At 46.9% G+C, this 25,069-nt stretch carries 25 protein-coding genes; 11 read left to right on the top strand and 14 right to left on the bottom strand.

Annotated features, from left to right (window positions below):
• Window positions 1–209: 209 nt before the first annotated feature.
• The 4 genes from DU002_RS02060 to DU002_RS02045 all read left to right on the top strand — a co-directional run bounded on the left by DU002_RS02060 (window position 210) and on the right by DU002_RS02045 (window position 6,378).
• Window positions 210–1,421 carry a sugar ABC transporter substrate-binding protein gene (locus tag DU002_RS02060; RefSeq protein ID WP_158537936.1) on the top strand — a complete coding sequence of 404 codons (1,212 nt, stop codon included), beginning with the start codon at window positions 210–212 and terminating at the stop codon, window positions 1,419–1,421.
• Complete coding sequence (locus DU002_RS02055) at window positions 1,421–3,310, top strand: sensor histidine kinase (RefSeq protein WP_114336676.1); 1,890 nt, start codon at window positions 1,421–1,423, stop codon at window positions 3,308–3,310. The genes DU002_RS02060 and DU002_RS02055 overlap by 1 nt, the downstream gene beginning before the upstream one ends.
• 157 nt (window positions 3,311–3,467) lie before the next feature.
• A complete protein-coding gene (locus DU002_RS02050; RefSeq protein WP_114336675.1) occupies window positions 3,468–5,348 on the top strand; it encodes a GGDEF domain-containing protein in 1,881 nt (626 codons plus the stop codon).
• A 166-nt stretch (window positions 5,349–5,514) separates the two neighbouring features.
• Window positions 5,515–6,378, top strand: a complete 864-nt coding sequence (locus DU002_RS02045) for a putative RNA methyltransferase (RefSeq protein WP_114336674.1) — start codon at window positions 5,515–5,517, stop codon at window positions 6,376–6,378.
• Window positions 6,379–6,415: 37 nt separating this feature from the next.
• Here the strand turns inward: DU002_RS02045 and DU002_RS02040 are convergent, their stop codons facing one another.
• The gene (locus tag DU002_RS02040; RefSeq protein WP_114336673.1) at window positions 6,416–6,838 is read right to left on the bottom strand and encodes a hypothetical protein; all 423 of its coding nucleotides are present in this window, start codon (window positions 6,836–6,838) and stop codon (window positions 6,416–6,418) included.
• 81 nt (window positions 6,839–6,919) lie between these two features.
• Window positions 6,920–7,105 (bottom strand): hypothetical protein, encoded by a 186-nt coding sequence (locus tag DU002_RS19250; RefSeq protein WP_147271757.1) that lies wholly within the window; start codon window positions 7,103–7,105, stop codon window positions 6,920–6,922.
• A 215-nt stretch (window positions 7,106–7,320) separates the two neighbouring features.
• On the opposite strand from DU002_RS19250, the gene DU002_RS02035 reads away from it, so the two are divergent.
• From DU002_RS02035 to DU002_RS02015, 5 genes are all read left to right on the top strand, one after another.
• Window positions 7,321–9,120 (top strand): GGDEF domain-containing protein, encoded by a 1,800-nt coding sequence (locus DU002_RS02035; RefSeq protein WP_114336672.1) that lies wholly within the window; start codon window positions 7,321–7,323, stop codon window positions 9,118–9,120.
• A gap of 205 nt (window positions 9,121–9,325) precedes the next feature.
• Entirely contained in the window at window positions 9,326–9,541 is a 216-nt protein-coding gene (locus DU002_RS02030) for a hypothetical protein (RefSeq protein WP_114336671.1), read from the top strand.
• Window positions 9,542–11,329, top strand: a complete 1,788-nt coding sequence (locus DU002_RS02025) for a GGDEF domain-containing protein (RefSeq protein ID WP_114336670.1) — start codon at window positions 9,542–9,544, stop codon at window positions 11,327–11,329.
• A gap of 1 nt (window position 11,330) precedes the next feature.
• Window positions 11,331–12,122 (top strand): SAM-dependent methyltransferase, encoded by a 792-nt coding sequence (locus DU002_RS02020; protein ID WP_114336862.1) that lies wholly within the window; start codon window positions 11,331–11,333, stop codon window positions 12,120–12,122.
• A 6-nt stretch (window positions 12,123–12,128) separates the two neighbouring features.
• Window positions 12,129–12,446, top strand: a complete 318-nt coding sequence (locus DU002_RS02015) for an MGMT family protein (RefSeq protein WP_114336669.1) — start codon at window positions 12,129–12,131, stop codon at window positions 12,444–12,446.
• Window positions 12,447–12,487: 41 nt separating this feature from the next.
• Here the strand turns inward: DU002_RS02015 and DU002_RS02010 are convergent, their stop codons facing one another.
• The 7 genes from DU002_RS02010 to DU002_RS01980 all read right to left on the bottom strand — a co-directional run bounded on the left by DU002_RS02010 (window position 12,488) and on the right by DU002_RS01980 (window position 17,786).
• Window positions 12,488–13,147 carry an OmpA family protein gene (locus DU002_RS02010; protein WP_114336668.1) on the bottom strand — a complete coding sequence of 220 codons (660 nt, stop codon included), beginning with the start codon at window positions 13,145–13,147 and terminating at the stop codon, window positions 12,488–12,490.
• 135 nt (window positions 13,148–13,282) lie between these two features.
• Window positions 13,283–13,744: a hypothetical protein gene (locus tag DU002_RS02005; RefSeq protein ID WP_233496368.1), complete on the bottom strand. Its 462-nt coding sequence runs from the start codon at window positions 13,742–13,744 to the stop codon at window positions 13,283–13,285.
• Window positions 13,735–14,370 carry a tRNA-uridine aminocarboxypropyltransferase gene (locus DU002_RS02000; protein ID WP_114336667.1) on the bottom strand — a complete coding sequence of 212 codons (636 nt, stop codon included), beginning with the start codon at window positions 14,368–14,370 and terminating at the stop codon, window positions 13,735–13,737. Before DU002_RS02000 ends, DU002_RS02005 begins: the two co-directional genes overlap by 10 nt.
• A 3-nt stretch (window positions 14,371–14,373) precedes the next feature.
• Window positions 14,374–15,318 carry a hypothetical protein gene (locus DU002_RS01995; protein WP_114336666.1) on the bottom strand — a complete coding sequence of 315 codons (945 nt, stop codon included), beginning with the start codon at window positions 15,316–15,318 and terminating at the stop codon, window positions 14,374–14,376.
• The gene (locus tag DU002_RS01990) at window positions 15,305–15,841 is read right to left on the bottom strand and encodes a sigma-70 family RNA polymerase sigma factor (protein WP_114336665.1); all 537 of its coding nucleotides are present in this window, start codon (window positions 15,839–15,841) and stop codon (window positions 15,305–15,307) included. The genes DU002_RS01995 and DU002_RS01990 overlap by 14 nt, the downstream gene beginning before the upstream one ends.
• Before the next feature lie 12 nt (window positions 15,842–15,853).
• Window positions 15,854–17,503, bottom strand: coding sequence for a vWA domain-containing protein (locus DU002_RS01985; RefSeq protein ID WP_199405139.1), 1,650 nt, complete (start codon window positions 17,501–17,503; stop codon window positions 15,854–15,856).
• A gap of 79 nt (window positions 17,504–17,582) precedes the next feature.
• Window positions 17,583–17,786 carry a DUF1289 domain-containing protein gene (locus DU002_RS01980; protein WP_114336664.1) on the bottom strand — a complete coding sequence of 68 codons (204 nt, stop codon included), beginning with the start codon at window positions 17,784–17,786 and terminating at the stop codon, window positions 17,583–17,585.
• 225 nt (window positions 17,787–18,011) lie between these two features.
• Between DU002_RS01980 and DU002_RS01975 the strand changes: the two genes are divergently transcribed.
• Window positions 18,012–19,583 (top strand): SulP family inorganic anion transporter, encoded by a 1,572-nt coding sequence (locus DU002_RS01975; RefSeq protein ID WP_114336663.1) that lies wholly within the window; start codon window positions 18,012–18,014, stop codon window positions 19,581–19,583.
• A gap of 63 nt (window positions 19,584–19,646) precedes the next feature.
• Here the strand turns inward: DU002_RS01975 and DU002_RS01970 are convergent, their stop codons facing one another.
• Window positions 19,647–20,345, bottom strand: a complete 699-nt coding sequence (locus tag DU002_RS01970; RefSeq protein WP_114336662.1) for a glutathione S-transferase family protein — start codon at window positions 20,343–20,345, stop codon at window positions 19,647–19,649.
• Between the two features lie 96 nt (window positions 20,346–20,441).
• Entirely contained in the window at window positions 20,442–21,629 is a 1,188-nt protein-coding gene (locus tag DU002_RS01965) for a Bcr/CflA family multidrug efflux MFS transporter (RefSeq protein ID WP_114336661.1), read from the bottom strand.
• A 281-nt stretch (window positions 21,630–21,910) separates the two neighbouring features.
• Here DU002_RS01965 and gltS point away from each other — a divergent pair, with 281 nt between their 5' ends.
• Entirely contained in the window at window positions 21,911–23,143 is a 1,233-nt protein-coding gene (gltS, locus tag DU002_RS01960; RefSeq protein WP_114336660.1) for a sodium/glutamate symporter, read from the top strand.
• 134 nt (window positions 23,144–23,277) lie between these two features.
• Here gltS and DU002_RS01955 read toward each other — a convergent pair whose 3' ends face one another.
• The 3 genes from DU002_RS01955 to DU002_RS01945 are packed head-to-tail and all read right to left on the bottom strand — an operon-like array spanning window position 23,278 to window position 25,069.
• Window positions 23,278–24,174 carry a phosphotransferase gene (locus DU002_RS01955; RefSeq protein ID WP_158537935.1) on the bottom strand — a complete coding sequence of 299 codons (897 nt, stop codon included), beginning with the start codon at window positions 24,172–24,174 and terminating at the stop codon, window positions 23,278–23,280.
• Window positions 24,174–24,797: a nicotinamide riboside transporter PnuC gene (gene pnuC, locus DU002_RS01950; protein WP_114336658.1), complete on the bottom strand. Its 624-nt coding sequence runs from the start codon at window positions 24,795–24,797 to the stop codon at window positions 24,174–24,176. The genes DU002_RS01955 and pnuC overlap by 1 nt, the downstream gene beginning before the upstream one ends.
• A gap of 11 nt (window positions 24,798–24,808) precedes the next feature.
• Window positions 24,809–25,069, bottom strand: coding sequence for a YkoF family thiamine/hydroxymethylpyrimidine-binding protein (locus tag DU002_RS01945; protein ID WP_114336657.1), 261 nt, complete (start codon window positions 25,067–25,069; stop codon window positions 24,809–24,811).

The following is a 25,069-nucleotide window of genomic DNA, read 5'->3' as shown; positions in this document are numbered from 1 at the left end:
TTATTATTCTGGATGAAAATGTACTGGCTACAGTTAGCTAGATATAGTTGCTCGGTGATGATAATGCCAATACGGAGCAGACTTAGGCAATCTGATTGCTAGACCGTGATTTGGTTCCCCGTTAACGAATGATTATTTGACCCAAGAAGAGGAAAAAATATTCTATCTTAGCCATGCTTACTACTCAGGAGAAATAGGGCGACATGACAATGAGATACACTTTTTTCGTTAGATTTATTTGGTTGATCTTAGTCGCTTCATTGCCGATCAGTGCTGGGGTATTGGGCAAAGAGCGCCAACTCGTACTTTGGTACGAAAAATTTGAAGCAGAAAGTGCGTTTACCAAGCTTGGTCAGCAATTTCACGCTGAGACCGGGATAACGCTTGTTGTGCAGCACATGCCGACTGGTGACCTGAAAGCCTCTTCGATTCGAGCTGTGGGTGAGGGCGTCGCCCCTGACATTATCTTTGCACCATCAGACTTTATTGGTAACCGTGCCATTTTGAAGTTATCAGAGATCGCTGAACCGTTTAGCCAACCGATGATCGAGGGGGCAACAAGCAGTGTGACTGATGGCGGCAAACAGTATGGCGTTCCTTTGCTTTACGGCAACCACTTGATGCTCTACTTCAATAAGAGCCTGGTTGCTGAGTCTGCGAACAGTTGGGCCGGGCTAATCGCTCAACGAGAGATTGTAGAGGGGAAAGGAGTAAATCTAATTGCCTGGAAGCCGATGGAAATGTACTGGGTGATACCATTTTTGACGGCGTTTGGTGGAGTACCTGTTGATGACAATGGCATACAACTTGGCTCGCCGGAGATTGCTAAAGGCTTAGAGTACTATCGGCAACAAACTGAACTCGGCGTTATTAACATGCGCTGTTCCTATGAGTGTGTTTATGAAAAGTTCATTGCCGGTGAGTACGCCTATGCGATCAATGGCGACTGGGCATTTAACCAGCTAAAGCAAAAGCTTGGACTAGATTTTGGTGTTGCCATGTTACCAAAGGTCGACGGCGCTCGAATGCGGTCAATGAGCTCTTCAATTACCTTGATGTTTCCGGGGGACGCCTTAAACGGACACCGAAAATCAGATATCGACAGTTTTGTTCGGTTCATGCTGACGGCAGACGCCCAGAGAGTGATGTATCAGGAGACTGGGATGATGCCGACAACAACACAGGCGTATAGCGAAATTAAGCAATCATTCAAAGATGATCCAGATATGGCGGTGTTTTTTGCGCAGATGGAGCACACGATCCCCATGCCTCCGTCGCCAGAAATGTCCGCCGCATGGATCGGTATGGCTAAGGGAGTTGCGCTCTATATGCGAGGTAAAGCGACCGGAGAGCAGGCGGTTGAGTTTATGCAAACCCATGCTGAGCGAGAGCTGCGACGTCAGTCAGAAACGCAGAAATAATGAATATTACGGATAAAGATCAACCACAGTTAAGTCGTATTTTAGTCGCAGTCATTGTTGGCTTTGCTTTGCTGCCTGCTCTGTTAATCAGCGTTGGTTTTGTATCCACCTTACAGGAAGTTCTCGTCGGTCAAAGTCAAAACCGCGCCAGGTTGCAAGCCGATGCTGTTGGTGGGCTAATTGCAGCAGATATCACCGGAACAATGGAGCGCGTCGTCGAAATTGGGAGCGACAATGATGTAGCGCAAGCGTCACGAAATGGTGCTTTCGCCGGCTATGCTACTGCAAAACTCGATCGCTGGCTGGTTAGAGAGCAATCCGGTGTCGGCGCGGTGATATTCGATAGTCTTGGTGTAGCCACAGAAGCAAGCCCTATTGAGTATCTATTGTACGACTTATCAGCGATCGATTCTCAATTGCAGGACTTTTTGAAAACAAATCTTCTCGCCGATCACACCGATGAAATCAAAGTCGATATTATTTCGTTATCGTTTGACGAAGGAGACTCTCGCTCAGTTGTCACTTTCATGACTCCACTGCATCTTGTTAGCTTGAAAGATGCGCCGACCACCACTTTAACTGGTGCGTTAGTTATGTTCATTGATGTTGATGAGATGGTAGATAAGGTGTCTGGCACATTGGATGGGGCGAGATTGTTTTCCATCGTTATTAACGATCACGATGCGTATAACAGCCAGTATGATCGCGGCGACTATATTACTTACGTCGTGGAGCAGGATGCTGGTGCTGACGTATCGTTAGTGATTGAAGTCGGCGTACCGAAATCCATGGTGTCGACGCAGGTTAATAAAACCATTATTCAACTTAGCTTAGTGCTGGCAGCGCTATTGACGGCTGTCCTTATCGTATCGTTTATCGTGGCAAAGCGACTCCTAGCACCGTTTAAACAGTTGTCTAACCTTGTCGCACGTATCTCCCTTGGTGACTATGGTCAGTCTTCTGTAGACGTCCGTTACCGAGAGCCATCGCAGCTTTTAGCCCTGGTTAATAGGCTTACCAGCCGAGTGATAGAAGATCAGGCTCAGCTAGAGTGCAAGGTTTTGGAACGTACCGAGTTGTTACGCTCAACGAATGTTGAATTGTCAGATACCCTTGAACAGTTAAGAAAGCTACAAAGCCATTTGGTGGAAACAGAAAAAAATGCTCAACTTGGCCAGTTAGTTGCTGGCGTAGCCCATGAAATAAACACGCCATTAGGTATCTCATTAACTGCCACGACGACGATGGCCGATGATCTTCGGTCTATCGTGAATAGTTTTGACGCTGGAAAATTAAAACGTAGCGAACTACAGCGTTTTTTTGGGCGATCAGACGAAGTGCTCTCACTTCTCGAATATAACCTCCATCGGGGAGCCGAACTGGTTAGAACCTTCAAGGAGGTTTCTGTCGACCAGTCCAGTGGCTATCGCAGAATTTTCCGGTTGGGTACGTATGTGCGTGAGGTCGTCGCTAGCCTGCAAGCGGAAACCAAGAAGTATCAGGTAGAAATAGAAGTGAAGGGCGATGAGAACTTAGAACTTGACAGTTATCCAGGTGCATTTAGCCATATTATCTGCAACTTTGTTTTAAATAGTCTTAAGCATGGCTTTGAGAAAAACCAAATCCATCGCATAGGCATTAGTTATGAAGCAACGGCCGATAATTTAACACTCAGCTATGAAGATGATGGCGCTGGTGTCTCCGATGAGGTGATGAGTCGCCTTTTTGAACCCTTTTTTACGACGGGTCGAAACCGGGGCTGCACCGGGCTGGGGATGCATATCGTCTACAATATGGTGACGCAAAAACTAGGCGGAAAGATAACAGCCTCTCATGGTCAAAGTGGTGGTTTGCGGTTTGTAATTACGGCGCCATTAACGCCAGCTTAGGCAACCCTATCGACGAACCATTAATATGCATTAGACATGTCTGTTTGAGATCAAGCCTATTGCATTCAGTACTAAACTTATCGTTGTTCCACGGTAAAATGCGGTTCTGAGGGCTATATACCCAATATTTCCAACTTAAAAGCTATAAGGTTTCATCTTGTTTAAAATTTTCAGCCGGTTAGCAACGGCAACGCTGATTGTCATTTTGGGCAGCAGCATTATTTGGGCTGCCGCGCCATCAGAAATTGAGCGCGAGTTTGATGCGCTAGAAGCTGGGCAGTATGTCACTACGGCAGAATTCCAACGGCGTTTACAGTCGCTATATAACACCATTGATGTGGCCGACAAAGCGTTGTTAATGCGTTGGAAACGTCTACATTGCTGGAGCTTGGAGCCGAACGATGTTCAGACACCACCTAAGCTCATTGCGGTGGCTACTAACTATATTGCTGAGGCTGAAGCCGCCAACGACTTGGCTGCGATAGCGGACTTCCATCTCTGTCGCGGCTATTACGAGCAAGTATATGGTGATGTCGATCTGGCCTTGCAAGATTACAACCTTGCAATTGAGCTAGTTACCAACAGTGAACATGAGCAATTGATCGCCGATGCATATTCGAGCCGTGGCGATCTCTATGCCTATCAAGGGGAGTTAGCGCTTGGTCTCGGGGATCTTCTTGTTGCACAGAAGTATTACGAATCAGCTGATATCACCTATTGGATCCGCCAAAACATGGCTTCGATAGCGAATACCTACCGCCGAATAGGTAACTTTGATCGTGCGCTGGAGTATTACCAACAGTTGGAGCGTATTTTTCTTGAAGAGGACAAGGTCAGTGCCTTGTTAGCGATACGTGAACAGATTGCCTTGGTGCTTGAGGATCAAGGCCAATATCAACAAGCTTATACGCTATATAGCGATGCATTAGATTATTATTTAGCTCAATCTGATGATTACGGTGTTGCATTTTCGCGTTTAAACATTGCTGGGGTAATGCTTGCTCTAGAGAAACCTACGCAAGCGCTTAAGCATTTGTCGTTGTCGGAAGCTATTTTCGACGAACATCCAGATTTTGGCACATCGGCATTAGTGCACTTATTTATCGGACGAGCACATTACCAGTTGGGTGACAACCAAAAGGCACTTGATTATTTTGACCTCGCTGAACCCAGCATTCGTAAAGAGAAGAATTTTCGATATTTAGCTTGGTTGCTGCAAGCAAAAGCTAAAGCCTTGTCAGCAGAGAAACGCTGGCAGGAAGCCTATGAAACCACTGAAGAGTATCAGCGCAATCATGAACAACTCGATCTTATGTTGCGTAAGCAGCAAACGGTTCGAATGCAGGTTGAGTTTGATGTCGCAAGAAAAGAAGCTGAAAATGAGCGTTTGAAAGCGGACACTTTAATTAAGCAAAAGCAGGTCGAGTCGTTAGAGGAGCGACGGAGATGGCAACTGATAGTGCTGTTTCTTGGTGGCGTACTTTTGTTGGTAGCCTTGGTGTTTCTCATTCGACAGGTGAACAGTAAGCGGCAGCTACACCGGTTAGCATCAACTGATGAGCTTACAGGATTACCTAACCGGCGTGACATCCTTCAACGTGGCAAAGAGATGATCGATCATGCGAGAGCTGAACACGCGCCATTCTCAGTACTTGTGTTTGATATTGATTACTTTAAACGCATAAATGATACCTATGGCCACCACGGTGGTGATGAAGTGCTACGACTGATTGCACCAGCATCATTGTCCGTCATGCGTTATCAGGATCGAGTTGGCAGAACTGGGGGAGAGGAGTTTTTAGCGCTATTACCCGGAGCCGGACTGGATCATGCGGCTAAGGTTGCAGAGCGGTTGCGTCAAAAGATCTCAGACATTGATACCTCGACTATTGCCGTTGATATGAAGGTTTCAGTCAGTATTGGGGTGGCGCAATTAACAGCAGATGACAGTAATTTGTCTGAACTGATCCAGAGGGCGGATAATGCACTATATCGCGCCAAGGAAAATGGACGTGATTGCGTTGAAATTGAACGCTAGAGCGCCCGATTGCAAAGCGATAAAAGTCATCGGCAACTTTCTATCGTTATTGTCTATCGACAAGGCACCATGTGTAGTTATGCAGAGCCTTGTCTAATAGAGGGATGGCCGCTGTTCGCAGGTTGGCTTACTATATGCGCTGAAAGTCTCTAAGTGGCATCCGTTAATGATAGTTTCCCCATTGAATAAGCTTGTCTGTCCGCTATGCGCAAAACCATTGGTCGCTGAGCCCTCGCGTTTGGTTTGTGGTGCTGGCCATAGTTTTGATAAGTCACGTAATGGTCATGTGAATTTGCTACCGGTGCAAAACAAACGCAGCCTTTCCCCTGGAGATTCTAAGCAGATGGTGCAGTGGCGCCACGCCTTTTTGGCTGGCGGGTATTACGATGCGATAGCTGAGAAAATCAATGATCTTGTAAGCAAACAGCTCACTACTCGTTCTTCGCTAGAGAGTTATACAGTGATTGATGGCGGGTGTGGTGAGGGTTACTATTTGACTGAATTAGCCACTCATCTGCGCCGCTTATCACTGGCGACAGAGGTACTTATCTGCGGATTAGATATATCAAAATGGGCAGTGCAAGCTGCGGCCAAACGCGACAAATCGATTCAATGGATTGTAGCGAGTAATAAGTCTATTCCCGTAAATAGGGCGAGTACTGACCTTATTCTTTGTGCATTCGGCTTCCATTGCTATGACTCTTTTGCTGATACTCTTAAATCCGGTGGCGTGCTAATACTGGTTGATACGTATGAAGATCATTTGATCGAAATGCGGAAGTTGCTCTATCCGACAATCAAACCGTTTCAGCCGGCGTCCAATGATGGGGCGATAGAGGCAGGTTTTTCGCTGTCTCACAGTGAGCGACTGACAGTGAAACGTGATCTGCCACGTGCAGATATTGAACGGTTGTTGGGAATGACGCCACACATGCATCGCGCACCGAAAGAGGGGATAGAGAAGGTGACCTCACTTGAGCATTTAACGCTGACTATTGACGTTTCTTTTCGCGTGTTTGTCAAAGATTAGGAAAAAATCAAGGGGCAGCATCTCGCCCCTTTAGGCGCTACATGGCGTCAAGCACCATCTGTAACTTCACTATGCCGCCAAAGGCGGGCGGATCCTCATGGGCATTACTATCAGCACAAAACCAGATTGAACTGGGCCACTCAGGAATGGCGCAGAGTAACTGATAATCGGTTGAATCCCCTTTGCCAAGCACATAGCAACTGCCAGGTAACCATGCGTTAAAGCTTGATGGCGCATCGCCATCGACGCTGAGCTCTATATCTACCGGGGAAATCTGATCCAAGTTTAGTTCACCAGATGTTGGAATCTCAAATACTTTTGATGTGCCTTGGGTGCCTGCTAAGGGGAGTTCAGCACTTGATAAACCGGCGATATGCAACTCGACAAACATATCAGAATCAGCATTTGCCTCTGTAGCAGTTGAAACAATCAACATGACTTTCGTTATGGGTACAGACATTGTATATCTCCTTCTATCCTATGGTAATGCTGCGGGCCTATGAAGCTGCCTAATCAGCCAAATCTAAGACTTGTTGTAAGCTTAGGCTTTGATGGGCGTTGCTCGTAAGGCCATGCCACAGCGATGTTGCCCCCGGCAATCTATTGGTAAGTTATGATTGATGAATCGATCAGCATCGCTAGTTAATTCGACCAACATATTTGATTCAGCATCGGTTAGTGAGGATGTGGTAGCTAATACCAATATTTTGTGGGCGGGGTTAGACATTCGTTATCATCCCTAATTAATCGAATCACTCTAAATATAGACCCAGTTTGGGAAACCCTCCCTGCATTATTTTGGCCTGACCAGAATTTTCGTTATCGCTAAAGGAACCGTGGCGCCTCATCGTTGGATTAAGTAAACTAGCGAAATATACAAGGGAAAGCGGCCCGTTTAATGCCGCATACTATGTGAGTGTCTATTTTTTGTTAGGAAAAAAGTTGAGCAAGCAGAAAATACTGAAGTTCAGACTGTCTTCAGTATGCTTTTGTGCCTTGTTGTTAATCTATTTTACTAGCATTCAGGCTCACGCAACCTCTTCTCATTATCATAGTCTATTGACTGAGGCTGAAGCCCTCAGCCACTCTGAACCAGCCAAAGTGCAAGCGCTACTTGCTGAATTAAATAGCAATTTTGACCAGCTGTCGCAAAAAGAGCGGGATAGGTTACTTTTGGTCGACGCACATCAGTTGATACTGAAAGGTGCTTATGAACACGCCAAACAGAAAATCAATTCCCTGTTTTATCATGACCTCGCTACCGAGCAGATGATCCGCGCCTATTCGTTGCTGTCACAGATGGCTTACGTGGAAAGTGACTACGAGCGAGCGTTTCGTTATCTGAATGAGATGTTGCCGTTGGTCGAGTTAACCACAGATATTGCCTCACAACAGATTGTGTACAGTGTTGCTGCCGAGCAGTTCATCGGTGCCGGAGACCATGAGAAAGCCAAAGAGTACGCATTAAGTGATGTGGCTATTGCTAAGCAAATCGGCACGGATAAAGCGCAATGTGACGCACTGATTGGTTTGATGTTTGTCTATCAAGAGATGAAAAATGATCTGGCGGTTGAAGAGACTTACAACCAAGCGTTAAAGTTTTGCGAGGCTGGCAATGAGGTGCTTTACCTGGGCATGGCTAAGCTGACTTATTCAGAAATGTTGTCTTCCCGTGGCGGTTATCAACAAGCTTATGAAAAAGCACTTGAAGGTCTGGCTCATTTAGAAGCTGTTGACTATCGCTGGGGGATCATTGAGTCGAAGTTGCAGATAGCAAAGCTATTGGTATTAATGGGCGATGATCAGGCTGCTGAGCAATTGTTAGACATCGTTGTGCCTGAGGCGGAACGATTTGAAATGCTAGTTGAGTATGCAGATGCATTGCTATTGTCCGCTGAACTAGAAGAGAAGAAGGGCAATCACAAGGCTGTGGCGGAGTATTATAAAAAGCAGCGGATTATTTCCAACCGCATTATGGATGATGCAAAGGCCCAGCGCATGGCCTTTTTACAAACCCAATTTGAAACCAATGAAAAGAATCGTCAACTCGCGCTGTTGGAGAAAGAACAACAGCTTTTCGAGTTACGTGAGTCAGCCAGTAGCCAGCGGTTATGGATATTGGGTTCGGTGTTGGCTGTGACGGTCGGCGTCTGTTTGCTGCTTTTCTACCTGATGACCCGTTATAAAAGTAATAGTCATCAGTTCCGGCATTTGGCATCCGTGGATGGATTAACCGAGATCTATAATCGTCGACACGGATTGGAAATTGCTGAACGGGTATACGCTTCTCATCAAAAACGTAGTTTACCTTTTACCGTCATCATGGCTGATATCGATTGGTTTAAACAGGTGAATGACACCTATGGTCATGCTGCCGGTGACCGCATGTTAAAAGCAGTTGCAAGCCAATTACGTAGCAGCATTCGACAAAACGATATTTTAGCCCGTACCGGCGGTGAAGAATTTACCCTGTTTTTGCCCGGTGCCAACAAAGCACAAGCGCAGGCTGTGATAGACAGGTGTCGTTTGTCTATGGTGCCAGTTCATGAGCAGGGACGTATGGTTACCGTTACACTTAGTTATGGTGCTGCAGTAGTCGATGAGGCCGATAAAACGGCATCGTTAGATAAGTTGATCGACTGTGCGGATAAAGCACTCTATTCAGCCAAAAGAGCTGGGCGCGATCGGGTCGAATTCTATCAAGCGCCATTGAACCCCGTCTTAAGCACACTCTCCGATTAGTCACTTTATCAATAGCGCTGCAATGGTATATTTTAGTTTGTCTTTCTTATAATAATGAATTTAAACCAGTTTTTGCTTATTTAACCTTGCTCTACCGAGTAAATGTCGCTAGTTTTGATTAGGTAGATCGCAGTGCAGTCATTAATTATTCTTGCACTATTCGTAGATTTGAGAGAAGAACCATTGACGGAATAAGGAAGGAACTATGTCCAAATTAATTGATTTCATGCATAAGTTAGGAGCTGATGCTTCATTTGCTACTGCATACCAATTAGAGCCTGAAAAGTTAATGGCTGATGCTGAACTGTCAGCGCAAGAACAGCAGCTATTGTTAGCTCAGGATGTGGCTGCTTTGGAAGTGTTGACCGGGTTACAGGCCAAGGCAAACCCCAAGAAAACAGTAAACTCGTACGCGAAATAGATGCGGTATTTAATGCTTATTGCGGTGTTCATTTATTGGACACCGCTAGCTGGTTATTGTGCCGACGAAACCAATACCGAGCAATTGTTGCTTACCGCTGAGCGATTGCGTGTTAGCGATACAGGGCAAGTGAAAGTATTGATTGAGCGACTCGAAGCATCTGCGGACTTAACACCAGTGCAACGTGACCGACTATCATTATTGCAAGCACATCAGCATACTTTGTACGGACGATATGAGTCCGCAAAGCATATTATCTCAGAGCTGTTTTATTCTGATCTCAAACCCGCACAAGAATTGCGAGCTTATCACCTTCTTAGTCAAGTCGCGGATCTAGAAAGTGATTATGGCCGAGCGTTTTCTTATTTAAATTATGCGTTACAACTGTTGCCTAAAGTAAATTCTGAAGATGCTCAGTTATCTGTTTTAACATTGGCTGCCGAGCTGTTTTCCCGCGCTAGTGCTCATGATAAGGCGTTGCAATATGTCGAGCAGGCGGTGGCAATATCGACGATTGCGGACGGCGTGACAGATGGCGAACGTTGTATGGTGGCGAAGGCTGCTTCGGTCATCTACCTCAACATGTCTCGGTATGACGCCGCATTAAAAACAGCAGAGCAACAGTTAGGGTATTGCCAGTTATCTTCAGAAAAGCTTTATGCAGCCAATGCCCACAGCGTGATAGCGGATGTTTATGTTAATCGCTTAGCTTATGAGCAAGCCTTGGAGCACTACGAGCTGGCGGAAAATGATTTTGTTGAGCTCAACTACCTCTATGGTGTGATAAATACCCGTTTAGCCAAAGCCAGTTTGGCCGTCGAACTCGGTACGCCAGCAACATCATTAGCGATGTTAGCATCCTTGATCCCCAACGCGATAGAAAACAATCTTTGGGACGAACTACAACAACCTTTTCTGCTCGCTGCTGAGTTAAGTGAACAGCAAGGGGATCTGAAATCCGCACTTATCTACTATCGCCAGTATATGATCGCGGTGCAGAAAGTGATGGATGACAACAAGGCGATGCGTATCGCCTACCTGCAAACAGAATTTGAAACTGAGCAGCAAGCGCAACAACTAGAGCTGCTAGAAAAAGATAAAGTACTGCTGACGTTACGTGAGAACGCTATCAATCAACAACGTTGGTTATTGGCCTCTATTTTGGCTGGCGCAGTATTACTACTGATTGTGCTGTTGATGCTGCTGACGCGCTACCGGCAACGAAATCTATATTATCGTCAGCTTTCCGAAGTTGATGGTTTAACGAAAGTGTTTAACCGCAGACATGCTTATGAGCATGGTGAGAAACTGCTTAAGTCCAGTTTGGCTTGTAGCGAACCCTTTGCAGTAATTATGGCAGATATCGATCACTTTAAGGCTGTAAATGACACTTATGGTCACCGTATCGGCGATCGCGTTCTGCAAACGGTAGCGAATCAGCTAAAAGAGGGATTACGCGGTCATGACATTATCGCCAGAGCCGGTGGCGAAGAGTTCGTATTGTTTTTACCGCGGGCCAGTTATCAGCAGGCGATGCATATTGCTGAGCGATGCAAAAGCGCCTTACGACCTATTCAGGCTGAAAACAGGACTGTCACGATTACATTAAGCTTCGGTATATCGGTTGCTGAAGGACAAGCTATTACATTAAGTGAACTGGTAGAACAAGCCGATCAAGCGTTATACGCGTCGAAAAATAGTGGTCGTAACCGCATCTCTTTGTACCGCGAGATTGAAGAGAACCCGGCGAAGAGCGACAAGGAGTTAGCCATTGTTAAAGGCGAATAATTTGCTTAGAGGTAAATTGGTGATCACTGGGTTTGGGATACAGTTAGGTCGTCATTTGACTCGACGCGTCGAGTCGGAACTTGATAAAGCAGATGTTGTGTTGGCGATGATGGATGATTTTTCGTTGACCTGGTTAAAAGGCAAGTATCCGGCGTTGATAGACCTTTCGCTGTTGTATGGCAAAGATGGACAGAAAGATCGCAGGCAAACCTATCGGGAAATGGAACTCGCTATACTGGAGCCTTTACGAGCAGGAAAGAATGTATGCGCTATCTTTTATGGTCACCCGGGGGTTTTCGCTGATGTGCCTCACGCCGCTATTAAGCAGGCGAGGGAAGAGGGCTATGAAGCGATTATGGAACCCGCGATCTCTGCAGACGCCTGCTTGTATGCTGATCTAGGTTTAGATCCTGGCATGAGTGGTTTGCAGTCCTATGAGGCGACACAATTCTTAGTTTATCAGCGACCGTTAGATCCGTCGGCTTTGGTGGTGCTTTGGCAAATTGGTGTGGTCGGCGATCTGACGTGCACTCAGTTTCACACTTATAGCGATCGTGTACAGGCACTCGTGACCAAGTTGTTGCGTTGGTATGAACCAGAACATGAAGTGATCCTTTATGAAGCGGCAGTTCTACCCATTGAGGGGCATCGCGAAGAAAGGTTGCCTTTATCTGAATTACCCAATGCCAGTTTTAAAACTATTACTACCTTAGTGATCCCGCCTAAACTCGAGTGGCTAGCGGATCATGAAGCATTAGCATCGCTTGGCGTGACTGAAGATGCCCTGTTGTAAGTAGCTATGCCTGAAGCAAGTGATACATTGAATCAACGAATTTGGCAGGTCGTGTCAGCAATTCCCGTTGGTACGGTCGCTAGTTATGGTGATGTAGCAAAGCGCGCTGGCTTGCCTGGCTATGCGCGATATGTAGGTAGAGTACTGCGTAATTTGCCACCGTCTTCAACTTTGCCCTGGCATAGGGTTATTAAAGCCGATGGGCGGTTAGCCTTTATGTCGGGCTCAGAGTCTGAACGTCGTCAGATAGCCTGCTTGACAAAGGAGGGGGTGCTGGTGAGGCGAGGGCGCGTCGATATGAAGCGATATGCTTGGCACCAATAGCCAGTTTTATGCCTGACTTGCTATTGGCACCAAGCATGGCATTAGCTCTTTGAAGCGGGGATTAATTCCAATTCAACTCTGCGGTTACATGCGCGACCATCTTGCGTGTCGTTGCTACACATTGGCATACGCTTACCGTAGCCTTGAGCGTGCATTTTCTGGCTCTCTACACCAACACCACGCATATATACCAGAACAGCCATAGCGCGTTCATTGGATAACCGATCATTTATTGCATCTGAGCCTGTGCTATCAGTGTGGCCACTGATAACCAGTTCGGTGTCATCGAACTCACCGAGTACCTTAGCTACGCTATTGAGCGGGTTGTAAATGGCTGGACTCAGGCTGGATTTACCTGTTTCAAATGCGATTTGATCACGCATAATTAAGCGTATGCGGTCATCTTCTCGCTGCACCTGAACACCACTATTTACCAACTCCTTGCGCAGTGCCGCCTCCTGTTCGTCTAGTTGATAACCGATGGCGCCACCTGTTGCTCCCCCGGCCACACAACCGATCGCCGCGGCTTTTTTATCTTTAATCATGGCACCAAGCAGTGCACCGCCAGCACAACCTAAAAGCGCGCCTTTCGTGGTTGAGTTAGTTTCTTCTTCCCCTGTCATGGCGTTTTGCCGTGTTGTCTGACAGCCAGAGAGCGCTAATACAGATATCAAAATTGTAGAGGTTATAACTGAACGCATATTTAAAGCCTTAAAATACAAATAGATGATTTAAAATTTATAACAAAATTGTTTTCTAATTAGAAAAATGGGCAGGCCATATCAGATTTGAACCATACCATGACAAAAGTGTTGGATAAAGTTGGCAGAAACAGCCTAGTTTACCTTTTTGTTAGAGTCTTTTAGTTGCATAAAAGTTCGCAGAAGTTGGCTTGCCTTTTGTTTTTCTTTCGCTGTTAATGGTTCGTAGCCTCTTGGGTATGGCCAGCCGTATCCCCAACGAAATTGCGTGGGTAAGAAAGGAGTGCCTCCAATACGTACACCGCTTAGCATGAGCTCGGCAACCATGGGTTCACCGATATCGGCGACACACTGTTTTAATGCTAAATCAGCTTCGACACGTTGCTTCGATGTTCCGCCCATCCAGTAGGCAATGTCGTGAGATTCACAACAGGCTAGCCAAAGCGTTCGTTGCATAAGTGTACCGTCGGGGAAGAGGCTGCATCCATCAGTTGTGAAGGGCTTCAATTCAATAGTGTTGGCAAAGCCATTTGGAAGCAACAAGACTAACAGAGCGATTACTTGTGAGGTGGATAACAGGTAACGTACTAGCGGCATCGGTACCTTCCTTTCACTTCGGCGGGCATCATCTTCATCTGCTGAGTAATCATTGCTTCGAATACCCGATAGAGCGGCTGCGTATTGAACTCTTCTAAGCGTTCAAGCGTGCAAGCTACGGCCTCGAGTGTCGACAGCTGTTCCGGTTTAGGAGCTTTTCTTATGGTGTATTGTGACTCACTGGCGCTGCTTAGAACAATACTTCTAAATTGGGCTAGCCAAGGGTTGTGATGGTAAAGTTTCAGCGCTTTACGCCAAGTTCCATCGAGTACGATGATAGCTTGTGGCCGGCGCAGAGCAACAGTGGCGACCCAATGTTCTACTGAGATTGAGCTGTCAGTGGGAAACAAAACCGCGACGCTTGTTCCTTGGGCCGCCTGTTTAACTATTTCATCTCGTAGTGAGGTGAAATCGCTTTCCGATTCGCCAACCACCACTTTGATATTGCTAAGCGCCAGTTGCAGCAGTCGTACAGTGCCTTTTGCCTTATTAACCTCACTCGGGTGCTGCAAAACGTAGACCTGCGTTTTGTTTTTCGTTCGAGATACCCAAGCACAAACGCAGGTCTTGCGCGGATAGTGGCACACCAAACAGCGCTGTCGTTTCTCTTCAGGTTGCTTGGGCATCGACTACTGACAACCTTCCACGTGTGCCGGTATGGCTTGTAGTTTGCTTTGGTACTCTGTTGAGCGGAACAGGTCGCTGAATCCTTCTGCCAGAGTTTCAGGTTGTTGCGCTAGCTGGTATTGCCAAGACGCGAGTGACGCGCAGAGCGCACCGTTACTTTGGCATGCTGCTTCTAGTGTATCGGTGTCAAAGCTTGCCGCCCAATCGGCGAATGGCAAAGCCGCTGGCAAAGCTTGTGGCGCATCTCTACCGACCTGTCGAACTAACTGCTGTTCGAACTGAAGCTTCCAACTGCGTTGCTCTTGGCGTGCAACCGCCAACTGCGCCAACTGTGGATAGCGCATCTGTAACCAATGTCTCGACCATTGCTCTAATGCCAACTGCTGTTCTGTATATCGGTCGAACTGAGATAACAGACATTGCTTGTTTAAGCCAGATTGATATTCGCCTACTGCTGCTGGAGCTGCAGCGACCAGATAGCTTAGATCGGTATCACCAGACGGTCTTAACTGCGCATGAAACTTCGCCTTACTGTCAGGGACTATCGGCATTGCAATCTCGGATTCCGCAACGATAGCTTGTTGGCTTCGCATCGACCTTTTCGCTAGCGTTACCTCGCCTGGGCCTCCGCCGGTATTTTGCGGTACCGGCTTAAGTTGTGCTACTTCGTCAAAACTCAGAGGCATGGTTTCGGATGGTGTCAGACTGTCCACGAGCGCCCATTCGCTACCGCGATAGATCACCGATACCAGAACGAAGCTCGCGGCAATGGCTAACCAGCGCCACTGAGGCGAGCGTCTCCGCGCGCTTTTATGAGCCATACTGAGTAAGCTTTGCTCGAGATCAGCTGGCATCGATGGCTGAGCCGTTTGTTCCTTCTGGAACTGCTGAGATATTGGATGATCGCCATCCAGGTACTTTTCAAATTCATAATCAGGCCTCTGCATATTGGGCCTCCAGTGTTGAACGAAGTTTTCTAAATGCCAGTTTTAGTCTGCTTTTTGCTGTTTCATAACCCACACCGGTAATATCCGCGACTTCCTGTACACTCATGCCTGATTCTTTGAGCAAAAATGCTTCTTTTTGAACGAAAGGCAGTGCGGCAACTTGCGTCATCAAGGCGCTGGCGGTTTGTTCACTAGCTAGCCGCACTTCGGGCCCAGTGGTGTATAGCAAATTATCATCCAGCGATTCGCTGGGCTTCTGTGTCCGCCAGTGGTCGATCACTTTACGACGACCTATGGTGAACAAGTAGGTTTGAAACTTTGCTGTTGGTTGATAACTTGCAGAGTGCCGAATAACAGATTCCCATGTTTCTTGGCATAGTTCATCTGCTAACGCGCCCGGCAGTTGTTGCCTTAGAAAGCCGTATAGACGCTGTTTATAACGACTGAACAGTCGATTAAACGCGGTCGAATCACCTTTGGCGAAACGCTGCATCAACTGTTCATCGGTGACCATCTCGGTCATTGCACCTGCTCCTTATACACCTGATTCGCTATTAAGCTTCGCCAGCTCAACTAATTCGATGAATTGGCTCTGAAGCGGTGTGGCGTTTGTCTCGCTGGCCGGATTAGCCAATGTCAGAATGGCATCATAATCGAAATCACCAATAAATTTCCCCCCTTGTAACTTTTGTCCAAACGCAGCGACCGCGGTTGCCAGTTTAAAGTTGTTGCTAACAGCGGCTGGATTCTTAATCTGGTCGGCAGTGACGGGGCGTTCAATCAGCAATGACTGTTTGCTTTCTGGCTGCTTATATCGCAACTTAATAAACGCAATTTCTTCACTCTTGCTTGGTTGTGGTTGATGCTCATTTTGGTAACGTAACGGGTCTGTGGAAGGTTGTTTTGCATCGACCATGGTGAGCTCGTACAGGGCCGTCACTGTGTGACCTGCGCCAATATCACCGGCATCTACTTTGTCATTATTAAACTCATCATTTGATAGCATCCGATTCTCGTAACCAATCAGACGATATTCAAGAACGCGGGAGGGATTAAATTCTACTTGGATCTTTACGTCCTTGGCGATCGTTAGCAAAGTACCGCCCATCTGATCTATCAGCACTTTCTTAGCTTCCAGCAGCGTATCAATATAGGCAGCGTTACCGTTACCGACATCAGCAATCTGTTCCATCAATTCGTCGTTATAGTTACCATGGCCAAAGCTCAGTGTGGTGAGACTGATGCCGTCCTCGCGCTTTCGAGCCACCAGCTGTTTTAGCGCATCAATATTGGTGGTGCCAACATTAAGATCGCCATCACTACACAATATGATGCGGTTAACACCGTCAGCTACTCGTGCATCTTCGGCCAATTGATACGCCAACATAATGCCAGCTTCGCCGTTGGTTGAACCACCCGCTTCAAGCTGGTCAATCGCTTGAAAAATGGTTGCTTTTTGATCGCCTGCGGTGGGTGGCAAAACGGTCCCAGCTTGACCTGCATAGACAACGAGCGACAGCGTATCTACGTCTCGCATTTGCGATGCCAGCATTCGCAATGATCGTTTGACCAAAGGCAGCTTGGCTTCACTTTGCATAGAGCCACTGACATCTACCAGGAAAACGAGGTTGGCGGGTGGTAGTGCCTTATTGCTACTGAGCTCATACCCTTTTAAACCGATCTGGAGAAGTAAACGATCATTGTCCCAAGGCGAAGGGGCTATTTCCGTACTGACGGTGAAGGGTTGCTCTACTGATTTCGGGGCCGGGTAGTCATAACTAAAATAATTCACCATCTCTTCTACGCGAACAGCGTGATGATTAGGCAAGGCCCCCTGATTTAAGATACGACGCACATTGCTATAGCTGCTGGTGTCGACGTCAATAGAGAAAGTCGAAACAGGTTGTTCGAGAACCTTAGTAATAGGATTTGAGGTGTATGCCTGATAGTTTTCTCGATTTTTTTCTGCGGGTGCTTGGCGAGCAGGACGGGGCATGACCAAGGCTATACTCATATCACTGTGGGCGGCGGACTTTTGTTGCCGTTTTTCCATCGCTACTTGTCGCGCCTGGATCTCCGCTTCCACGGCGTTGCCGGCCGTTTCCTCGTTATTGGTTTCGTTGTAATAGCTACATGCCGTGGTGAATACACCCGTAATAATTGAAAGCAGGATAATGTGGCGCATTTGATCACCTTAGTTGTTCGCGCTGTTTCCCTGTTAAACGCGGCGAATGGGATCTGGGGCAATCTGTTTGCGAATGTTATTAGGGTGCTGAAGTCCGCAACGGTGCCAACGAACGTTTTTCATTGAGTTCACTGATGATTTGATCCCGTTGTTGTGAGGACATCGAGCGCCAGTTAGTGATCTGAATTAACGTGCGCTTACAGCCAATACACGCATTATCGATGAGCTTGCAGTTGCCAATGCAAGGGGAAACTATCTGCTTGGGTGTGGGGTTGTTGTTCATCTTTGGTTCTTATCTGGTAGATAGCGTGACGACTAATCTGTCTCAAGCTAAAGAATGCCAGATCTTTACCATTTGTCACTAATAGAGAGCAGTAAGTGTTTTGGCCTGGTTAATGTGGACTACTATGCAGCTAGCATAAAAGAAATAGGCGCTGCGTTTTATGTCACATTCTGTTAGCATACGCGGCTGTTTTTGTGAGCTACTTCAAAAAGTGTCGGGTCTTAAATGTTATCCAAGTTATTTGCATCTTTAACGCAAAATCCACGGGCGGATTTGCTCTCAGGTTTGACAGTGGCTTTGGCCCTGATCCCTGAAGCAGTCGCGTTCGCCTTTGTTGCTGGTGTGCACCCGCTGGTGGGATTGTATGCAGCATTTATGGTCGGTTTGATCACGGCTTGTATTGGTGGTCGCCCGGGTATGATCTCAGGGGCAACCGGGGCTTTGGCTGTTGTGATGGTTGCGCTAGTGGCCGAAGCTACTCGGCGCTATGGTGCGGATGCAGGTGTGCAATACCTCTTCGCGTCAGTGGTTTTGATGGGCTTTATTCAGATCACAGCTGGGGCGTTAAAACTGGGCAAGTTCATTCGTATGGTGCCGACACCTGTAATGCTTGGTTTCGTTAACGGTCTGGCTATTGTCATCTTCCTTGCTCAACTGCCACAATTGCAGTCATTCACGCCGGAAGGGAAGTGGGGCTGGTTATCTGGTGACTGGCTAAGTGGGATGCAACTTGTCCTCATGTTGGGAGCCGTGGGTATTACAATGGCGATCACCCACTTTCTACCCCGATTCACTAAAGCGATTCCATCTGCTCTGGTAGCGATTGTGACTGTTAGTGTGGTTGTTTTGATGTTTGATTTAGACACCAAGCGCGTGGGTGACCTCGCTAGTATCGCTGGTGAACTACCAAGTTTTGCGTTGCCCCAGGTGCCGTTGAACTGGGAAACGCTGCAGTTAATCTTACCTTATTCAATTATCTTCGCTGCAATTGGTTTGATCGAGTCATTGCTGACCGTGACTGTGATTGACGATATGACAGATACCCGCGGTAAAGGTAATAAAGAGTGTGTCGCACAGGGTGTGGCTAACGTCGTGACGGGTAGTTTTGGTGGCATGGGTGGCTGTGCCATGATCGGGCAAAGTATGATCAATGTCAGCTCAGGTGGTCGGGGTCGTTTATCTGGTATCGCCGCAGCCTTATTCTTGCTTGGCTTCATTTTGTGGGGCGCACCGCTGATCGAACAGATCCCCATCGCCGCGCTGGTCGGTGTGATGTTTATGGTGGTAATCGCAACATTTGAATGGTCTAGTTTCCGTATTTTGAGCAAGGTGCCGAGGCATGACGCATTTGTGCTGATCCTGGTATCTGGTGTAACTGTGGTGACAGATCTGGCGATCGCCGTTGTTGTCGGTGTTATCGTCGCTGCGTTAGTTTTTGCCTGGGAGCACGCTAAACATATCGGTGTCAGGGATTCCATCGATAAAGATGGCTGGAAGATCTATAAGCTGGATGGACCGCTATTTTTTGGTTCAGTCAGTGATTTTAAAGAGTTGTTCGATCCGAAAAACGATCCTGATGATGTCGTTATTGAGTTTAAACGGGCGAGGGTATGTGATCACTCTGGCTTGGAAGCGATTGACTCGATCGCCGAAAAATACTTAGCAGAAGGTAAACGTTTGCACCTGCGCCATTTAAGTGCTGAATGTCGAATGTTGTTGAGCAAAGCGGGTAACCTAGTTGAAGTGAATGTGATTGAAGATCCGTCATATCATGTTGCTGCTGACAAGTTAGACTAACGCTTCGGTTTTAACTGCGTCATTTCAAAAAAGTCAGCCTATGGGCTGACTTTTTTGTATACGCTACTCGTAGAAACGCGCCATCATCCTATCGCAATATTGGTTTAAGTTTGGATAGTTATGGCTCAGTTGTGTGAGGGGGGTAGATGGCTTAGAGAGACATACGTTGGCGAGTACGCCAAATACGCTGGCATCAACACTGCAGGGTTGCTCGCCCATCATATAGGACTTATCTGCTAGGTAGAAAGACAATGCTTGTAAATCCTTATCAGCAATCTGCCATATCTCTTTTGCTGAGTGCCTAGACAACCCTTGACCCCAAAGGTCACGCTTTATCTTCCTGCGGAGTACAGTAGCTACTAATGGACGGATAATTCCAGGAAGTGGTTTAAAGAACTCCTGCTTTATGTGTGCCCATCCGGTATCGTCCTGCCAGCGGCTATAGACCAGCACCCAGTAAAGGTGCTCATTACATAAACGGGAGAAGCTCTTAGAGATCGCCTTTTGCTCTTGAGTTAGCCACGCGTCAACTTGCTTTGCCTCGTTAGCTAGCAAATGTTCAATGATAAGTTCTGAATCGCCTAGTACCTTACCGTTCATAACAACGTAGGGCATTTTGCTTTTGGGCGCGTTGCGCAGATCGGCCCCGTAATGGTTGCGGTAATCTAGTCCTGCAATCTTTAAAAAGGTCTCAAGCTTAAGGCACAATGAACTCGCATTAGGCACGCCCAAAGAGGGAGGAAACTGGTATAGATCAATCATTTGACAGCCTTCACTCTAATTATGGGGATATCATAGCGAAGTGTTCTTAGATTTTGATTGTTTTATGTTCAAAGTATTACTTAACACACAGTTTGGCTAAGCGTGTTGTTTTACATCACCGGTTGCGAGTAATTTCAATCCTCGCCCAATCAGTATATGGGCGCATAAACCACCGAAGAACATGGCTATGACCATTGGCGCTGCACCGTCGCCATGGCCTTGGGCAACAGCGATACTAAATAGCGCGCCCATAGCGAATTGAGTGGCACCAAGCAGCGCAGATGTCGTACCAGCGTTCATGCTAAACCTCTCTAGTAACAGGCTACTGGCGTTGGGAAATACAAAACTATTTAACCCCATAAATATTGCGCATAAAGGGACAAGGAGCCAAAGGGAGACGATGTCCATGGAGACACATATAACTAATGTTGAAATAGCTGCCAACTGACAGTGTTGCGCCTTACGTAGCACGGTTCTTGGGCCAAATAGTCGTGCTAAACGGCTATTAAACGCGGCTCCTAACATCATCACCACCACGTTAGCCCCAAAGTAAAAACCAAAACTCTGTGGATCGATCTTTAATACTTCAATGTAGACATAAGGCGAAGCCGTTAGAAAGGCAAAGAAAGCGCCACTATTGAGCGCCATACCAAGCAACCAAGGCCACAATAATGGCCGTTTTACTACGCTGATGTAGTTGTTCTTTATGTTGCCAAAGTTAAGCGCATGTCTATGTTTGTTTGATTCTTTGAGCGCAAAAAAGCTCCATAGCAGCACCATTAATGACCAAGCACCTAAGAATACAAAAATACTCCGCCAGCCGAAAAAGTGCAGCAGCATGCCGCCTAATGTCGGCGCTAACATTGGCGCTAACGTCATCACCATAATAATGGTTGAACGCACTACGATCGCTTCATGTCCACGATAGCGATCAGTGATGATCGCGTTGATGACCACGGAGCCGGATGCGCCGCCGAGTGCTTGTAACACTCTGACCCAAAGGAATTCGTTAGGCGTAGTAACGTTAGCGAGATAAAAACTGGACAACGAAAAGATCGTTAAACCGAGCAGGGCGATGGGACGCCGGCCCAATGCATCAGTTAACGGACCGTGAATCAGCTGGCCGATGGCAAAGCCGATCAAAAACGTACTCATTGAACCCTGGATGGTGCTTAACGGCGTAGAGAAATCGCGCGCCATACTTGGCATCGCTGGCAAATACATATCGATAGCAAGGGGAGTCAGTGCAACGATAGAGGCAAGAAGTAGAACGCTCCGCCACATAATAGAAGCGCATCCTTAATTATCAGGTAAGAGTTTTGTATAGCCGAAACTACGTCAGGTTGTTTTACGGCGCATGTTGATACCGCTTGTAACTATAGTGCAGTAAAGGTGGTCGTAACTGGTTTATTCTAACCGCCTAGTGGAGTTAAAGATCTGAATTATTTAGTTTTACAGTAACGATTTGTAACAGAGCTGATAGACTCAACTGCATAACCGAGTTCGGCGAAAGCGTCGACAAGACCCAAACAAACGTTTTCAAAGGGGTTGATAATGGGGGAATTATGGAATTAACGTTTATCGACGGTGTACTAAGTTTAGATTCATACCTTACTGTAACAATCGGGATTGTGGTTCTGTTTATTGGTCGACGGCTGAACAGTGCGATCGGGTTTCTCAAAGAGTTTAGTATTCCAGAGCCTGTTACCGGCGGACTACTTATTTCTATCCTTATTGGTATTGTTTATGGGCTATTTGGTGTGGAAGTACAGTTTGATCTGCAGGCCAGAGATGTACTGCTGATCTATTTCTTTACCACCATAGGTATTAACGCCAGCCTGAAAGACCTGCTTAAAGGCGGTTTGCCCTTGGTTATTCTGCTGGGGCTGACCGTTAGCTATATGGTCATTCAGAACCTAACGGGGATAGGTGTCGCTGCAGCTTTTGGGCTTGAAGGCGCTGTGGGTATGCTCAGTGGTTCGGTCTCGCTGATTGGTGGGCATGGTACTGCGATCGCATGGGCTCCTCGCATCAGTGAAGAGTTTGGTATTTCGAATGCCATGGAGATCGGTATTGCCAGTGCCACTTTTGGTTTGATATTGGCCAGTCTGATGGGCGGTCCAATTGCCAAGTACCTTATTAATCGACATGATCTTAAGCCAGCGCAGCAAGCGCCGATAGATGTTGGTGTTGTTGATGAAAAAGCGGGCGGACAAAACATTACCGCGTTTGGTTTCCTTGATGCCGTGCTTGCTATTCATATTAGCGCCATTTTAGGTATGTTCTTGAACGAAGGTGTTGCTTCACTTGGCTTGCAATTACCTCTGTTTGTGACCTGTCTGTTCGCCGGTATATTAATCACTAACTTGTTACCCGATTCTTTTCCTCGCATCAGCGGCACCAAGTGGCCCTCAAGAACACCTGAAGTCGCATTAATCGCTGATCTGGCATTGGGTACCTTTTTAGCAATGTCTTTGATGAGCATGCAGTTATGGAGCTTAATCGATCTTGCTGGCCCTATGTTTACCATCCTCGCTGCGCAATTTGTCATGGCAATATTGATTAACATCTTTGTTATTTTTCCTGCCATGGGTAAAAACTATGACGCCGCGGTTGTGTGCTCCGGTTTTGGTGGTATCTCCCTAGGCTCCACCCCCACAGCCATGGCGAATATGTCTGCGGTCTCACAGCGTTATGGTACATCCCATTTGGCGTTTATTATTGTGCCTTTGGTTTGTGCATTCTTTATTGATTTGGTGAATGCACTGATGATCCCATTCTTTTTGGCAAACTTTTAGCAAACCAGCAGGGAAGGTGGCTTGGGCTGCTTTTCCTGCTTTTTATTAGCTAATCTGTGATGACGCATGGAGTGTTTATCGACCCCAGAGCAGGATTCCGGCGCGGCGCGGCGTTCGGCGGCGTCTTTCTGTTGTTATAACGAAAAATCGTTGTTGGAGAGCCGTTGCATATAGCGGTTGGCAAGAAGGTTCAGTGTTGATGCGCGTTGCTCGCATCGATAATGAACGACTTGCTCCGACAATACCCACAATAGACTGAGTAACGTGTATAGCGTTTGTGCGCTCTGCCACGCTAATTGTTCGTTCCGATCACTTGTACTAACGCCCCGTTGTGCTGCGTAATGCCGCCATAACAGGTCACTATTGCAGCTATCTAGCGCGTCGGTTGCGCTGGCAAGGTCAAACAGTGGGTGACCTTGATCTGCATACTCAAAATCGATTAACTGCATTCCGTCGTTGCCGATCAAAATATTCTCAGGTGTTAAGTCGTGATGGCAAACACACGCGGGCAGTTTACTCTGTTCAATTGAACTGACGATGTTTGGTATTTGAGTGATGTACGGCTTCAGCACCGTGTTCCACTGAGCATGTGATTTGTTAGTCAGGTTATTCCAGTAGTATTCAACGCGGTGCTGATATGAATATGACGTGGTGGGTAGCGCAGGTAAAGCATGCAGACGAATCAATAAGCGGCTCAGAGCCTCTATATCCAATACGAAAGGCGTTTGTTGGCATACATAGTCTGTGACACAGAATTGATGCTCATGACTCCAGAACAGGAGTGCTGGTGCGATACCTATATCAGCGCATCGTTGCCAGACCAAAACTTCATTGTGGCGATTAATCAGTGCCAAGTTTTGATTAAGAAGGCGTAGGACTTGTTTAGGCGGCTTATCCCCCTGGCTGATTGCAAAGACCGTATTGCCAAGGCCTTGATTGAGTGGGCTTATGGATAAGCTATCCTGTGGCCCACAAAGAAGCGCTTGAGGAACGCGCGCTAAGCAGTCTCTGGCGATCAGCTCTGGTGACACTATGATAGTTCCTGCTGCCTATGTTTACGTTGCCAGCTGAAGTAGCCCAGTATTGCCAACACAATGTAGATAACAAAAAGCAACGCGGTTAGATAGAGGCCTTTTTCAAAATAAAGATAGATCGATACGGCATCGATAACTATCCAATACAACCAGTTTTGTAGCACACGGATGGCGATAAGGTAGGTGGTGTAAACTGCAAAACAGGTGGTCGCGGCATCTAAGTAAGCAAACTCAGCATGGGTGTAGGTAGACATCAGGTAGCCTGCAATCAAAGAAAGCAGAGTGACTACGCTGACGATAGCAAAGTGCTTTTGCCCTGACCAAGATATGACCATAAGCTGTTCGTTCTCTGCCGTGTCCCTGTGCCAGATATAAAAGCCATAAATCGCCATTATCATGTAGTAGACATTTAGGGCTGATTCCATGAGTAGTGCAACTTGCCAAAAAAGCACGGTATATATGAGTGTGCTCGCGAATGCAGCAGGCCAGCACCATTGGCTACGGTTCATCGCTAGTATTAGGTAGGCCAGAGCAAGTATGACAGCCACCAACTCCCATCCCCACATACCATGAAGTTGGTTTATCGCTTGCTGCCACCATGAAAAAGATTGTTCAGTCATCAGATATGACGCTATTCACTATGGTCAAGATTGACCCCGCCGGGAATAAACTTACACACAAACACACCGCGTCCCCATTTCTGATAGGCGTTCGCCATCTCATCACTTAAAATAGTCATAATGGCATTGTGGTCGCCTTGAATTTGAGTGCTCATGCCATTGGTTTTACGCTCCAATTCGGGGTAAGCATCTAAACGACCAATAAACCACTTGATGATATCGATGTAGTTATCCTGTAGCGGGTAGAGACTAATTTCGACGGCCGTTTTCAT

The sequence above is a fragment of the Corallincola holothuriorum genome (assembly GCF_003336225.1).
Taxonomy (GTDB): Bacteria; Pseudomonadota; Gammaproteobacteria; order Enterobacterales; family Neiellaceae; genus Corallincola; species Corallincola holothuriorum.
Note: the sequence above shows the minus strand (reverse complement) of the source record. Positions and strands in the feature narration are given on the sequence as shown.

What these genes read in the sequence shown, in the direction of transcription:
- DU002_RS02025 (WP_114336670.1), top strand. Translation starts at nt 9,542, where the DNA reads ATGCGGTATTTAATGCTTATTGCGGTGTTCATTTATTGGACACCGCTA.
- DU002_RS02010 (WP_114336668.1), bottom strand. Translation starts at nt 13,147, where the DNA reads ATGCGTTCAGTTATAACCTCTACAATTTTGATATCTGTATTAGCGCTC.
- DU002_RS02045 (WP_114336674.1), top strand. Translation starts at nt 5,515, where the DNA reads ATGATAGTTTCCCCATTGAATAAGCTTGTCTGTCCGCTATGCGCAAAA.
- DU002_RS02000 (WP_114336667.1), bottom strand. Translation starts at nt 14,370, where the DNA reads ATGCCCAAGCAACCTGAAGAGAAACGACAGCGCTGTTTGGTGTGCCAC.
- DU002_RS02015 (WP_114336669.1), top strand. Translation starts at nt 12,129, where the DNA reads ATGCCTGAAGCAAGTGATACATTGAATCAACGAATTTGGCAGGTCGTG.
- DU002_RS19250 (WP_147271757.1), bottom strand. Translation starts at nt 7,105, where the DNA reads ATGTCTAACCCCGCCCACAAAATATTGGTATTAGCTACCACATCCTCA.
- DU002_RS01995 (WP_114336666.1), bottom strand. Translation starts at nt 15,318, where the DNA reads ATGCAGAGGCCTGATTATGAATTTGAAAAGTACCTGGATGGCGATCAT.
- DU002_RS01965 (WP_114336661.1), bottom strand. Translation starts at nt 21,629, where the DNA reads ATGTGGCGGAGCGTTCTACTTCTTGCCTCTATCGTTGCACTGACTCCC.
- DU002_RS02005 (WP_233496368.1), bottom strand. Translation starts at nt 13,744, where the DNA reads ATGCCGCTAGTACGTTACCTGTTATCCACCTCACAAGTAATCGCTCTG.
- DU002_RS01975 (WP_114336663.1), top strand. Translation starts at nt 18,012, where the DNA reads ATGTTATCCAAGTTATTTGCATCTTTAACGCAAAATCCACGGGCGGAT.
- DU002_RS01970 (WP_114336662.1), bottom strand. Translation starts at nt 20,345, where the DNA reads ATGATTGATCTATACCAGTTTCCTCCCTCTTTGGGCGTGCCTAATGCG.
- DU002_RS02055 (WP_114336676.1), top strand. Translation starts at nt 1,421, where the DNA reads ATGAATATTACGGATAAAGATCAACCACAGTTAAGTCGTATTTTAGTC.
- DU002_RS02060 (WP_158537936.1), top strand. Translation starts at nt 210, where the DNA reads ATGAGATACACTTTTTTCGTTAGATTTATTTGGTTGATCTTAGTCGCT.
- DU002_RS01980 (WP_114336664.1), bottom strand. Translation starts at nt 17,786, where the DNA reads ATGAACAACAACCCCACACCCAAGCAGATAGTTTCCCCTTGCATTGGC.
- gltS (WP_114336660.1), top strand. Translation starts at nt 21,911, where the DNA reads ATGGAATTAACGTTTATCGACGGTGTACTAAGTTTAGATTCATACCTT.
- DU002_RS02040 (WP_114336673.1), bottom strand. Translation starts at nt 6,838, where the DNA reads ATGTCTGTACCCATAACGAAAGTCATGTTGATTGTTTCAACTGCTACA.
- pnuC (WP_114336658.1), bottom strand. Translation starts at nt 24,797, where the DNA reads ATGACTGAACAATCTTTTTCATGGTGGCAGCAAGCGATAAACCAACTT.
- DU002_RS01990 (WP_114336665.1), bottom strand. Translation starts at nt 15,841, where the DNA reads ATGACCGAGATGGTCACCGATGAACAGTTGATGCAGCGTTTCGCCAAA.
- DU002_RS01985 (WP_199405139.1), bottom strand. Translation starts at nt 17,503, where the DNA reads ATGCGCCACATTATCCTGCTTTCAATTATTACGGGTGTATTCACCACG.
- DU002_RS01945 (WP_114336657.1), bottom strand. Translation starts at nt 25,069, where the DNA reads ATGAAAACGGCCGTCGAAATTAGTCTCTACCCGCTACAGGATAACTAC.
- DU002_RS02030 (WP_114336671.1), top strand. Translation starts at nt 9,326, where the DNA reads ATGTCCAAATTAATTGATTTCATGCATAAGTTAGGAGCTGATGCTTCA.